Source organism: Solibacillus sp. R5-41, from assembly GCF_002736105.1.
In the GTDB taxonomy this organism is placed as follows: Bacteria; Bacillota; Bacilli; order Bacillales_A; family Planococcaceae; genus Solibacillus.
Genome location: NZ_CP024123.1, coordinates 1 through 12692 on the forward strand (window position 1 = coordinate 1; position 12692 = coordinate 12692).

7 protein-coding genes and 1 rRNA gene are annotated in these 12692 nt (G+C 38.0%); all 8 read left to right on the forward strand.

The features are described 5' to 3' along the window. Positions 1–339: 339 nt before the first annotated feature. The 8 genes from dnaA (at position 340) to CSE16_RS00040 (ending at position 12583) form a co-directional block, all read left to right on the forward strand. Positions 340–1683 carry a chromosomal replication initiator protein DnaA gene (gene dnaA, locus CSE16_RS00005; protein ID WP_099421997.1) on the forward strand — a complete coding sequence of 448 codons (1344 nt, stop codon included), beginning with the start codon at positions 340–342 and terminating at the stop codon, positions 1681–1683. 167 nt (positions 1684–1850) lie between these two features. Then, positions 1851–2987: a DNA polymerase III subunit beta gene (dnaN, locus tag CSE16_RS00010; protein WP_099421998.1), complete on the forward strand. Its 1137-nt coding sequence runs from the start codon at positions 1851–1853 to the stop codon at positions 2985–2987. 122 nt (positions 2988–3109) lie between these two features. After that, complete coding sequence (gene yaaA / locus CSE16_RS00015; protein WP_099421999.1) at positions 3110–3346, forward strand: S4 domain-containing protein YaaA; 237 nt, start codon at positions 3110–3112, stop codon at positions 3344–3346. A 3-nt stretch (positions 3347–3349) separates the two neighbouring features. Beyond that, positions 3350–4462, forward strand: a complete 1113-nt coding sequence (gene recF, locus CSE16_RS00020; protein ID WP_099422000.1) for a DNA replication/repair protein RecF — start codon at positions 3350–3352, stop codon at positions 4460–4462. Between the two features lie 86 nt (positions 4463–4548). Then, positions 4549–6474: a DNA topoisomerase (ATP-hydrolyzing) subunit B gene (gyrB, locus tag CSE16_RS00025; protein WP_099422001.1), complete on the forward strand. Its 1926-nt coding sequence runs from the start codon at positions 4549–4551 to the stop codon at positions 6472–6474. Between the two features lie 278 nt (positions 6475–6752). Next, positions 6753–9230 carry a DNA gyrase subunit A gene (gene gyrA, locus CSE16_RS00030; protein ID WP_099422002.1) on the forward strand — a complete coding sequence of 826 codons (2478 nt, stop codon included), beginning with the start codon at positions 6753–6755 and terminating at the stop codon, positions 9228–9230. 194 nt (positions 9231–9424) lie between these two features. After that, positions 9425–10501: an HD-GYP domain-containing protein gene (locus tag CSE16_RS00035; protein WP_253896134.1), complete on the forward strand. Its 1077-nt coding sequence runs from the start codon at positions 9425–9427 to the stop codon at positions 10499–10501. Positions 10502–11026: 525 nt separating this feature from the next. After that, a 16S ribosomal RNA gene (locus tag CSE16_RS00040) occupies positions 11027–12583 on the forward strand. Positions 12584–12692: the final 109 nt, after the last annotated feature.

Genomic DNA, 12692 nt, shown 5'->3' on the forward strand with positions numbered 1-12692 from the left:
CCTGTGGACAACTCAAACGTTAATAACCAATTTTTATGTGGATAAGATTGTTTAAGTATTGAAATGCCTGCATTTATTTGATACGATAACTGTGTTTTACTTTGTGGAATTCTTTTTCGGGAAATATTTTATCCACAACTGTTAATAATCTGTGGACAATTTTTTACACCTATCTTGTATAACAGTTATCCACAGCGTATAGTTATGTGTATGACTTATTATTTTTTATGAAAAATGCATATTTTAACGCACTGTTAAATGACCATATAAATGAATCATATTGCATCTCTTTTTAATATGGCTTTAGAAAGACATGAACTAATGAAAGGAAGAACTAGCTTGGAACATTTAGATAATTTATGGAATGCTGTGCTTACCCAAGCTGAACAGAAAATTTCAAAGCCGAGCTTTGATACTTGGTTGAAATCAACCAAACTGCTGGCTCATAGTGGCACAAATGTCACGATCTCAGCACCTAACTCTTTTGCCCGTGATTGGCTTGAAAATTATTATGTTCATATGATTACGGGCATTTTAAATGAATTGACCGGTGAAGATTTGCTCATAAAGTTTGTTGTTCAGAAGGATCAAAATACAGATGATTTTGAACTTCCTCCACCTATTACACAAGCAAGAAATAGCGATCAACATGATACAACGCCCGGGATGCTTAATCCTAAATATACATTTGATACATTTGTCATTGGTTCTGGAAATCGATTTGCCCATGCAGCAAGTTTAGCTGTCGCTGAGGCCCCTGCTAAAGCATATAACCCCTTCTTTATTTATGGAGGAGTAGGCTTAGGCAAAACGCACTTAATGCATGCAATCGGACATTATGTTAAAGAACATAACCCGAAGGCAAATGTTGTATATCTTTCTTCTGAGAAATTTACAAATGAATTTATTAACTCCATCCGAGATAATAAGACAATTGATTTCCGAAACAAATACCGAAATGTAGATGTTCTACTAATCGACGATATTCAATTTTTAGCTGGGAAGGAATCAACACAAGAGGAATTTTTCCATACATTTAATACACTGCATGAAGAATCGAAGCAAATTGTAATTTCAAGTGACCGACCACCAAAAGAAATTCCAACATTAGAGGATCGCTTACGTTCTCGCTTTGAATGGGGATTAATTACCGATATTGCACCACCAGACTTAGAAACACGTATCGCTATTTTACGTAAAAAAGCAAAAGCAGACCGTCTAGATATTCCGAATGAAGTAATGCTGTATATCGCTAATCAAGTCGATACAAACATTCGGGAACTAGAGGGTGCTTTAATTCGCGTTGTTGCTTATTCTTCATTAGTGAATAAGGATGTTACGCCAGAGTTAGCAGCAGAAGCATTAAAAGACATTATGCCAAACTCCAAGCCGCGCATGATTTCAATTTTTGATATCCAAACAGCTACCGGGGAGCATTTCAATATTCGACTTGAAGACTTTACTACGAAGCGACGTACAAAATCGATTGCTTTTCCACGTCAAGTAGCGATGTATTTATCACGAGAATTAACCGATTTTTCATTGCCTAAAATTGGGGAAGAATTTGGTGGACGAGATCATACAACCGTTATCCATGCACATGAAAAAATTTCAAAGTTATCAAAAATAGATCAACAATTACAGCAAGATATTAAACAAATACGCAGTATGCTAGGTAAATAAGCTGTGTATAACTTAACCTTTTTCACACAATGCTATTCACAAGTTATTAACATGTGAATAATGTGATAATACTAGCTAGAATAGTAGTTATCCACAAATCCACAGCCCCTATTACTATATCTATTAATATCTTTAATAAATAAATAATATATAAGTGAGGTTAAATAATGAAATTTGATATTTTACGTGACCGTTTTTTAAATGGACTAAATGATGTTATGAAAGCTGTTAATACAAAAACAACAATTCCAATTTTAACGGGAATAAAAATAGATGTAACCAATGAGGGAATTAGCCTAACTGGTAGTGATGCAGATATTACGATTCAAACATTTATTCCAGTTGAAGAGAACGGCGAACAAATTATAAACATTAGTGAAACGGGTTCAATTGTGTTACAGGCCCGTATGTTCAATGAAATTGTTCGTAAATTACCAACAAATGAAGTTGAAATTGAAGTAACAAATGGCTTTGCTACAAATATTCGCTCAGGTAAATCAGAATTCCATCTAATCGGTTCTGATGCATCTGAATATCCGTTATTACCTGAACTATCAGTAGATCGACAATTTTCAATTCCAGCTGATTTATTAAAATCAATTATTCGCGAAACGGTATTTGCAGTTGCTACTTCTGAAAGTCGCCCAGTGTTAACAGGTGTCAACTGGAAGGTGGAAGCGGATGAATTAATATGCACCGCAACGGATAGTCACCGTTTAGCAAGACGTAAAGTGAAACTAGAAAATTTACCAACAGATATTACATCAGTTGTTATTCCAGGAAAGAGTTTAAATGAACTTTTCAAAATTTTAGATGATTCAACAAATCCTGTACAAATCGTCTTAACGAATCAACAAGTTTTATTTAAAACAGAGGATGTCCTGTTTTTCTCACGTTTACTTGAAGGCAACTATCCAGATACATCTCGATTAATTCCTGAAGATTACAAAACAAATGTAACGATTAACGGAAAGTTATTATTACAAGCAATTGACCGAGCATCATTACTTGCTCGTGAAGATCGTAATAATGTCGTACGTTTTGAAACATTAGAATCCAAAACAATTGAAATTTCATCCAATTCACCTGAAATTGGTAAGGTAGAAGAACAAATTCAAGTTGAAGCGTTAGATGGGGATACTTTAAAAATCTCATTCAGTGCGAAATATATGATGGAGGCTCTAAAAGCAATTGATGGGCAAGATGTCATTATCCAATTTACTGGTGCGATGAGACCATTTATTTTACGTTCAGTAGCAGATGACGCTATTTTACAGTTAATTTTACCTGTCCGTACGTACTAATCAAAAATTTCATGATCTGAATTGTTAGGATAGTCACCTTCAGTGGCTATCTTTTTTTACTTCTCATCAATTTTTAGGTATGATAGAAAGATAGACTTTATTTTCGAGGAGGCTGGGTTACGTTGAACGACTTAGTAATTGACACAGAATACATAACGCTCGGACAAGCGTTAAAAATGACCGATACAATTAGTTCTGGTGGTATGGCAAAATGGTTTTTAAGTGAACATGAAGTATTTGTAAATGGTGAAACGGAAGATCGTAGAGGGAGAAAGTTACGCCACGGAGATCTTGTGAATATTCCAGGGACAGGACGTTTCCGTATTATTGACGCATTCATTCAAAATGAGGAAATGTAATTCATGAATATCGAGCGCTTGCAGCTAAAAAATTATCGTAATTATGAATCGCTTTCACTTGATTTTTCATCCAAAATTAATGTATTTATCGGCGAAAATGCGCAAGGTAAAACAAATGTAATGGAATCGATTTATGTTTTAGCAATGGCCAAATCTCATCGTACATCCAACGATAAAGAATTAATACGTTGGGAAGCGGATTATGCTAAAATAGAAGGTGTGATTGAAAAGCGTTATGGTCGTGTTCCAATCGAATTAACGATTTCAAAAAAAGGTAAAAAGGGCAAAATCAATCATCTTGAGCAAACTAAGTTGAGCAATTACATTGGTCAAATGAATGTTGTCATGTTTGCCCCAGAAGATTTACATGTTGTGAAAGGTAGCCCCCAGATTAGGCGGCGCTTTATCGATATGGAAATCGGGCAAATTTCACCTGTTTATTTACACGATTTACTTACATTCCAAAAAATTTTAAAGCAGCGTAATCATTTATTAAAAAGTAATCAAGGAAGAGCATCATTAGCAAATGACATGATGTTTGATATTTATACGGAGCAATATATTCAAGCTGCTGTTCAAATTATTCGTAAAAGATTTCAATTTATGGAGCTCTTACAAGAATGGGCAGAACCAATTCATTTCGGTATTTCTCGTGGTTTAGAGAAACTAGTTATTAAGTATCGTCCTGTGACAGGAATGGAAGCTAGTTGGACTGCTGAAGAAATGGCCAAATATTTGGAAAAAAAACTTGCTGAAGTAAAACAGCGAGAAATTGACCGTGGTGTTACTTTAGTTGGTCCACATCGTGATGATTTGCAATTTTTTGTGAATGATTATGATGTTCAAACTTATGGTTCTCAAGGTCAACAGCGGACAACGGCATTATCTTTAAAGCTTGCAGAAATTGAATTAATTAAACAAGAAACAAAGGAAACACCAATTTTACTGCTTGATGATGTGTTATCAGAATTAGATGATTATCGTCAATCGCATTTATTAAATACAATTCAAGGGGAAGTCCAAACTTTTGTGACAACAACAAGCGTGGATGGAATTCACCATGACACAATTAAACAAGCCAAACTATTTTCTGTGCAACAGGGAAGTATTGAGTAGCATTAAAGTGAGCGTTTAAAAAATAAAAGTATTACGCTTTTATAAAGAGAAGCATACTGAAGTTATGAAAGAGTAGGTGAACTATAGTGACTTTAGAAGAACATAAAGTCCATCAGTCATATGATGCGGATCAAATTCAAGTATTAGAAGGCTTAGAGGCGGTTCGTAAACGTCCGGGGATGTATATTGGTGCAACAAGTTCAAAGGGGTTACACCATCTAGTGTGGGAAATCGTAGACAATAGTATCGATGAAGCATTAGCCGGTTATTGTACGAACATTTCAGTCACAATAGAACAAGATGATTGGATTCGTGTAGAAGATAATGGTCGAGGTATTCCAGTTGATATTCAAGAAAAGATGGGAATGTCTGCTGTTGAAGTTATTATGACTGTTTTACACGCCGGAGGAAAATTTGGCGGTGGTGGCTATAAAGTATCAGGTGGTTTACATGGCGTAGGTGCTTCGGTAGTAAACGCATTATCAAGTGAAACAATTGTTCAAGTACATCGTGACGGTAAAGTTCATGAAATTAAATTTGAACGTGGTCATACAGTTCAAAAACTAAAAGTCATCGGTGAAACAGAAACTAACGGGACAATAACACGTTTCAAAGCGGATGAGGAAATCTTCAAAGAAACAACGGAATATGAATACGATATTTTAGCAACGCGTATCCGTGAGTTAGCCTACTTAAACCGTGGAATTCGCATTGTAATCGCAGATGAACGCACAGGGAAAGAACGTTCTGAGACTTTCTACTTTGAAGGCGGAATTCGAGAATACGTGGAACATTTGAATAGCAATAAAGAACCGATTCATAACCCAATTGACGTTTTTGGTGAAAAAGAAGGTATTACGGTAGAAATCGCAATGCAATATAATGCTGGTTTTAACTCGACAATTATGTCTTTTGCTAACAACATTAATACGTACGAAGGTGGTACACATGAATCGGGCTTTAAAACAGCGTTAACTCGTGTCATTAATGACTATGCCCGCAAAGCCAATTTAATAAAAGATGCAGATACGAATTTAACGGGTGAAGACGTACGTGAAGGATTAACAGCAATTGTCTCTGTCAAACATCCAGATCCACAATTTGAAGGGCAAACGAAAACAAAGCTAGGTAACTCGGAAGTGAGTCAAATTACAAACGCGTTATTCTCTGAAGGCTTTGAACGTTTCTTGCTTGAAAATCCTACCATTTCCCGTCAAATTGTTGAAAAGGGAACGATGGCAGCCCGTGCACGTGTTGCAGCGAAAAAAGCACGTGAATTTACACGTCGTAAATCGGCTCTTGAAGTATCGAGCTTACCTGGTAAATTAGCAGACTGTTCATCTACGAACCCCGCTGAATCAGAAATTTACATTGTAGAGGGTGACTCTGCTGGTGGTTCTGCTAAATCAGGGCGTGATCGTCATTTCCAAGCAATTTTACCGTTGCGCGGGAAAATACTAAACGTTGAAAAGGCACGTTTAGATCGTATTTTATCAAATACGGAAATACGTGCAATGATTACAGCTTTCGGTACAGGTATTGGTGAGGAATTTAATTTAGAAAAAGCGAGATATCATAAAATCGTTATTATGACCGATGCCGATGTAGATGGCGCGCATATTCGTGTTTTATTATTAACCTTCTTCTTCCGCTTCATGCGCCCGTTAATTGAAGCTGGCTATGTATATGCAGCCAAACCACCATTATACCAAGTGAAGCAAGGCAAGCATGTAGAATACTGTTATTCAGATGCCGAATTAGAAGAAATTTTACAACGTCTACCTAAATTACCAAAGCCAAATGTACAGCGCTATAAAGGTTTAGGTGAAATGAATGCAACACAATTATGGGATACAACAATGGATCCAGAACACCGTACATTAATTCGAGTAGAACTGGATGATGCCATTGAAGCCGATAGAATTTTTGACCATTTAATGGGTGATGAAGTAGGTCCCCGTCGTGATTTTATCGAGGAAAATGCGGTATACGTGCAAGACTTGGATGTTTAACTTGCTTCAGCAGAAGCCCTCCACTTTTATAAGTGGGGCATGCATGCCGAATATACTCTTAATTTAGTAGGGGTCCAAACCCCGGCTAAAGTAATGGGACTCTAGCTAAGAATGCCGCGTCCTGCGATAAAGCCTGAGTGACCAACATTGTATTGGCCCAAAGCACGCGGCGAATGGCACAGATTTTATTCGAAGAAGCTCGAATAAAATCTGGACGAAATTACGCCGATGCGTAATTTCTTAATTAAAGTTAGTGCAATTGGAAGGAGGTCCTTATTTTGTCTGACATTCAACATGGACATATTGAATCAAGAAATATTACAACTGAAATCAAATCATCCTTTTTAAGCTATGCGATGAGTGTTATCGTTTCGCGTGCTTTACCAGATGTTCGTGATGGTCTAAAACCTGTACACCGTCGTATTTTATACGGGATGCAGGAATTAGGAAATACAGCAGATAAACCTTACAAAAAGAGTGCCCGTATCGTTGGGGATGTTATGGGGAAATACCATCCACATGGTGACTCCTCTATTTACGAAGCAATGGTACGTATGGCACAAGATTTCAGCTATCGTTATATGCTTGTAGACGGTCATGGGAACTTTGGTTCAATTGATGGTGACGGTGCAGCAGCGATGCGTTATACCGAATCACGTATGTCAAAAATCGCAATGGAAATGCTGCGCGATATTAACAAAGATACAATCGATTTCGAACCAAACTATGATGGTAGTGAAAATGAGCCAAAAGTGTTACCGGCACGTTATCCGAACTTACTTGTTAATGGTGCTACTGGTATTGCCGTTGGTATGGCGACAAATATTCCACCACATAATCTAGGCGAAACAATTGATGGTGTTTTGGCTATTGCAAATAACCCAGCGATTACAACAGAAGAGTTAATGGAAATTATCCCTGGTCCCGATTTCCCTACAGGGGGAATTATTTTAGGACGCAGCGGTATTCGTCGTGCCTATGAAACAGGGCGCGGTTCTATTACGATTCGTGCAAAAGTTGAAATCGAGCAAACTTCTAATAACAAAGAAACGATATTAGTAAACGAACTTCCTTATCAAGTAAATAAGGCCAAGTTAATTGAAAAAATTGCTGAGTTAGTACGCGATAAAAAAATCGATGGTATTACAAACTTACGTGATGAATCTGACCGTAATGGGATGCGTATTGTAATCGAAGTACGTCGTGATGCAAATGCCAATGTTGTACTAAACAATTTATATAAACAAACGGCTATGCAATCTAGCTTTGGTGTGAATATGCTTGCGCTTGTTGATGGACAGCCGCAAGTATTAGGCTTAAAGGATGTGCTATACCATTACTTAGAGCATCAAAAAGTAGTTATCAAACGTCGTACAGCATACGAACTCCGAAAAGCAGAAGAGCGCGCACATATTTTAGAAGGTTTACGTATTGCTTTAGATCATATTGATGAGATCATTGCCATTATTCGTGGTTCTCGAAATGGTGAAGAGGCAAGACCTCAATTAATGGAGCGATTTAATTTAACTGAACGTCAGGCACAGGCCATTTTAGATATGCGTCTTGTTCGTTTAAGTGGATTAGAACGAGAAAAAATTGAAGCAGAATATCAAGAACTTCAAACGTTAATTGGCGAATTAAAAGCGATTTTAGCAGATGAAGAAAAAGTTGTAGATATTATTCGTACTGAAATTAGCGAAATAAAAGAGCGTTTTAATGATAACCGACGTACAGAAATTACTGCGGGTGGACTAGAAATGATTGAGGACGAGGATTTAATTCCACGTGAGAACTCAGTTATTACGTTAACGCATAATGGCTATATTAAGCGTTTAGCTGCGAATACATATCGTTCGCAAAAGCGTGGTGGTCGTGGCGTACAAGGGATGGGTACAAACGAAGACGATTTCGTAGAGCATTTATTATTCACTTCTACACATGATACGATTTTATTCTTCACATCAAAAGGGAAAGTATTCCGTGCAAAAGGATATGAGATTCCAGAGTATGGACGTACAGCAAAAGGCTTGCCGATTGTGAACCTATTAAATATTGATAAAGAAGAAAAAGTAACGGCAATGATTCGTGTTGCCGAGTTCAAAGAAGATGCATACTTTATCTTTACGACAAAAACAGGTGTTACAAAACGTACACCAGTTATTCAATTTGCCAATATCCGTACAAATGGATTAATTGCGATCACATTACGAGATGATGATGATTTAATTTCTGTCCATTTAACAGATGGTACGAAAGAAATTATTATTGGTACGAGTGAAGGGATGTTAGTTCGCTTTAAAGAAGAGGACATCCGTTCAATGGGACGTACAGCAGCCGGTGTACGTGGTATTAAGTTACGTGAAGGCGATCATGTGGTTGGAATGGAAATTTTAGAGCCAGAGCAGGAAATCTTAGTCGTAACAGAAAAAGGTTACGGTAAACGTACACCTGAAGCCGAATATCGCTTACAAAGTCGCGGTGGTTTAGGTTTAAAAACAATGCAGATTACAGAGAAAAACGGTAAGATGTGTGCTGTTAAAGCTGTCGATGGAACAGAAGATATTATGTTAATTACGATTAACGGTATGTTGATTCGTATGGATGTAAAAGATATTTCTGTTATTGGTCGTAGCACACAAGGCGTACGTTTAATTCGTTTGGCAGAAGATGAATATGTAGCAACTGTGGCACGCGTAAAAAAAGACATAGATACCTCTGAAGTTGATGAAGAAGAAGAAGAAGAGGATTCAGAATAATTTAAATGGAAAGAGTTGCACAAGCATTTTGTGCAGCTCTTTCTTACTTCTCATTAACATCCAGTTTTTTTAGGGTAACCAAATGATATTTGAACTACAAAACTTTAAAATCATCTTCTCAACAATTAGATTGTTCGATACAATAGGGATAAATTACTTAAATTGGATGGTGCATTACATTGGACGCAGTATTTATGAGAGTTGAAGAGTTACGCTTAGGGGAAATTATAGCTGAAGACATTTTTGCTAATACACAATATCCAATCATTTATAAAAACACAAAAATTAATCATGAACATTTACGTATTTTTGAAATGTTTAACTTAAAAAAAATTTTAATATACAAAGGTAAAAAAAGCGAATCAATTACTGAAGAACAATCAGGAGAAGAAGCAACGACAATTACATTACCGAAGTATACAAGTTTCGAAACTTATTATTATGATGGGATTGTTCAATTAAAAAAGGAGTTTGGAAATTGGCAAGCCGGTGCAAAAATCGATATTACAAAGGTTCGAGGGATAATAATACCTTTAATTGAAAAGGTATTAGAAGACCGATCTTATTTATTTGATTTAAATAGCTATTCTAACCCTAAAGATTATTTATACCATCATTGTATTGCTACAGGATTAATTGCATCAATTATCGCTAAAAAATTAGGACATGATCGTGGTAATATAATTCAAATAGCTATTGCGGGTATGCTTGCAGATAGTGGCATGTCAAAAGTTTCACCTCGTATTCGTGATAAGCAAAGTGCACTAACAGAAGTTGAATTTGCAGAAGTTAGAAAGCATCCATATTATAGTTATTTACTTGTTAAAGACTTACCAGCAGTTAAAGAGGTCATGAAAGTTGCAATTTATCAGCATCATGAGCGTTTAAACGGCAGTGGGTATCCAAAGGGTGAAAAGATGGGTTCAATTACGAGCTTTGCTCAAATTATCGCTGTAGCGGATGTATTCCATGCAATGACAAGTGAGCGACTATATCGTTTAAAGCAATCTCCCTTTAAAGTAATTGAAATGATTAAAGAAGAGGAGTTTGGTAAATTTGATGTTCAAATTGTCCAAGCACTTGTAGATATTGTTGTAGATTTACCGATTGGTACAAAAATTGAATTATCCAATTTAGAGTTGGGCGAAGTAATGTTCATTAATAAATACGCACCAACACGTCCACTTGTTAGATTAATAACATCAGGTGAGATTATTGATTTAGCAATGAATCGAAACTTTTATATTTCACGAGTCATTACGAAAGAATAATAAAATCTTATTTTACCTTGTACTATTAGTAATGGAATAAGGGCTATTCAATTATAAAGATGAACATTACCTTAATTGATTTTAATTGTGGCGATGTTCTTTTTTTGTTTACGCAACTACATTCTTATTATAGTTATAACAGCTAAAAAATCGTGTAGTACTTTTTTTGTTTAAACTGTTGACGTAATTAAATATGTTTGATATTATATAAAAAGTCATTTAAATAAATACATATACATTTAGAAGATAACAAAAAAGTTATTGACAGGTTATAATGTATTTGTTAAGATGTAAAAGTTGCTGTTGAAAAACAGTGAAAACAACTTTTAAAAAGTTGTTGACATAACATAAGAGATTATGTTAAGATATAAAAGTTGTCACTTCGAAAGAGATAACGAAATGAACCTTGAAAACTGAACAAGCAAACGTTAATGATTTAAACGTTTAAGTGATGAACTTAAACAAAACATAGATATCAACTTTATGTTGATACGCTAGCAAAGCAAATGAGCTTTCAAACTAACTTTTATGGAGAGTTTGATCCTGGCTCAGGACGAACGCTGGCGGCGTGCCTAATACATGCAAGTCGAGCGGACTTTCATTGGATGCTTGCATCCTTTGGAAGTTAGCGGCGGACGGGTGAGTAACACGTGGGTAACCTACCCTGTAGATTGGGATAACTCCGGGAAACCGGGGCTAATACCGAATAACACTTTTGAGCTCATGTTCGAAAGTTAAAAGATGGTTTCGGCTATCACTACAGGATGGGCCCGCGGCGCATTAGCTAGTTGGTGAGGTAACGGCTCACCAAGGCAACGATGCGTAGCCGACCTGAGAGGGTGATCGGCCACACTGGGACTGAGACACGGCCCAGACTCCTACGGGAGGCAGCAGTAGGGAATCTTCCACAATGGACGAAAGTCTGATGGAGCAACGCCGCGTGAGTGAAGAAGGATTTCGGTTCGTAAAACTCTGTTGCAAGGGAAGAACAAGTAGCGTAGTAACTGGCGCTACCTTGACGGTACCTTGTTAGAAAGCCACGGCTAACTACGTGCCAGCAGCCGCGGTAATACGTAGGTGGCAAGCGTTGTCCGGAATTATTGGGCGTAAAGCGCGCGCAGGTGGTTTCTTAAGTCTGATGTGAAAGCCCACGGCTCAACCGTGGAGGGTCATTGGAAACTGGGAAACTTGAGTGCAGAAGAGGATAGTGGAATTCCAAGTGTAGCGGTGAAATGCGTAGAGATTTGGAGGAACACCAGTGGCGAAGGCGACTATCTGGTCTGTAACTGACACTGAGGCGCGAAAGCGTGGGGAGCAAACAGGATTAGATACCCTGGTAGTCCACGCCGTAAACGATGAGTGCTAAGTGTTGGGGGGTTTCCGCCCCTCAGTGCTGCAGCTAACGCATTAAGCACTCCGCCTGGGGAGTACGGTCGCAAGACTGAAACTCAAAGGAATTGACGGGGGCCCGCACAAGCGGTGGAGCATGTGGTTTAATTCGAAGCAACGCGAAGAACCTTACCAGGTCTTGACATCCCATTGACCACTGTAGAGATACAGTTTTCCCTTCGGGGACAACGGTGACAGGTGGTGCATGGTTGTCGTCAGCTCGTGTCGTGAGATGTTGGGTTAAGTCCCGCAACGAGCGCAACCCTTATTCTTAGTTGCCATCATTTAGTTGGGCACTCTAAGGAGACTGCCGGTGACAAACCGGAGGAAGGTGGGGATGACGTCAAATCATCATGCCCCTTATGACCTGGGCTACACACGTGCTACAATGGACGGTACAAACGGTTGCCAACCCGCGAGGGGGAGCTAATCCGATAAAACCGTTCTCAGTTCGGATTGTAGGCTGCAACTCGCCTACATGAAGCCGGAATCGCTAGTAATCGCGGATCAGCATGCCGCGGTGAATACGTTCCCGGGCCTTGTACACACCGCCCGTCACACCACGAGAGTTTGTAACACCCGAAGTCGGTGGGGTAACCTTTATGGAGCCAGCCGCCGAAGGTGGGATAGATGATTGGGGTGAAGTCGTAACAAGGTAGCCGTATCGGAAGGTGCGGCTGGATCACCTCCTTTCTAAGGATATATTCGGAATCATTCCTTATGGAATGAAACATTAACGTTTGCTGTTCAGTTTTGAAGGTTCATCTTTATGATGAAATACTTCAAAACTTGTTCTTTGAAA

Coding starts and splice junctions, on each gene's coding strand:
- dnaN (WP_099421998.1), top strand. CDS start 1,851: ATGAAATTTGATATTTTACGTGACCGTTTTTTAAATGGACTAAATGAT.
- recF (WP_099422000.1), top strand. CDS start 3,350: ATGAATATCGAGCGCTTGCAGCTAAAAAATTATCGTAATTATGAATCG.
- CSE16_RS00035 (WP_253896134.1), top strand. CDS start 9,425: ATGAGAGTTGAAGAGTTACGCTTAGGGGAAATTATAGCTGAAGACATT.